1 protein-coding gene is annotated in these 1,131 nt (G+C 40.9%); it reads left to right on the top strand.

Annotated elements, in window-relative coordinates:
• Positions 1–108 precede the first annotated feature (108 nt).
• On the top strand, positions 109–960 hold the full coding sequence (locus AB4653_RS25370; RefSeq protein WP_102257752.1) for a hypothetical protein: 852 nt from the start codon (positions 109–111) through the stop codon (positions 958–960).
• Positions 961–1,131 lie beyond the last annotated feature (171 nt).

Raw genomic sequence — 1,131 nt, 5'->3', positions numbered from 1 at the left:
GACTACACCATCGTCATAGATGGCTTTAGCCCAACAAAATTGAGCGTCCCAGAAATCAATGACAATCTGATTTATCTACCAACTTTACTTATTAAAGAGGGATAAACCATGAAACACTTACTTAAGTTCTCAGTGTTCGGTTTAGCCATGTTATCTCAACCGGTTTTGGCCGAATGCAGTGGCAAGTGGATACTTAACGTCGACAGAAGCAATGTTGAATTTAAGCGAGATTTAGCCGCTTATATTCCCGTTTATTTGGAGTTGTCGCGTGATATTCAGACCTGTCGATTCCCGACGGCCATAGTATCGGTCAACAATAAACAATCTAGCTATTTGAGTTCAATTGGAACAAATTTACCTCTGACTATTCTGGACAAAAACTTCCGCCAATTGAGCCACTTTCCTAGTAAAGGCTTTCAACTACCTCTGGATAACAGCCAAAGAACAAAGTTTTGGATAAAAGTGCCAGAGGCTAAAGTGGCCGCATCTGGTCATTATAACGGACTTCTTGAAGCCTCTATTTCCCTAGATAGAAAACAAGAGACAAAAAATGCCAAAGTGAAACTCAACGTACCAGCGTTTGTGGCTTTCAACTCAGTGCCTAACGCACCAAACCTTCAACGCTCAGGGAGCTCAGGTTATCGCTTCCAGCTTGGTGACCTTGAATCTAACCGAACCTATCGATCCGATTTTGATCTTCTTTCGAACTCGAATGTAAGATTGGTTGTAAAGCAGAGATATGGTGAGTTAAAACAGAAGTCGGAATCCAACGTCACGATCCCATATACATTGCGCTTTAATAACGCCTTAGTAAACCAGAAATCGGTCTATACCTTCTCAAACAATGAGGATACTAAGCGCTGGGGAGTTCCCCTTGAGGTGACGTTAGGTAACATCGAATTTGCGCGTGCTGGAAAATATCAAGATACGATCACGGTTGAAGTTAAAGCTATGCCTTAGAAATACGTACTTGAAAAGTCTGCCATTTATTTTTCGTTGGCCTTTTTAATTTCTTCTCTATGTTCTTCAATCAAAACCAAGATCATCCCATAAGCTCTTAAATATAGGCTTAAGATAATAGAACGACGCTCGCTGGTATCATTGATAATAAAAAGCCCCGCAAGCTTTCAC

It is taken from the genome of Vibrio sp. 10N.222.48.A3 (assembly GCF_041475345.1).
Lineage (GTDB): Bacteria > Pseudomonadota > Gammaproteobacteria > Enterobacterales > Vibrionaceae > Vibrio > Vibrio tasmaniensis_A.
The sequence above is the reverse complement of the archived record's forward strand: the minus strand, read 5'-3'. Positions and strand labels throughout refer to the sequence as shown.

What these genes read in the sequence shown, in the direction of transcription:
- AB4653_RS25370 (WP_102257752.1), top strand. Translation starts at nt 109, where the DNA reads ATGAAACACTTACTTAAGTTCTCAGTGTTCGGTTTAGCCATGTTATCT.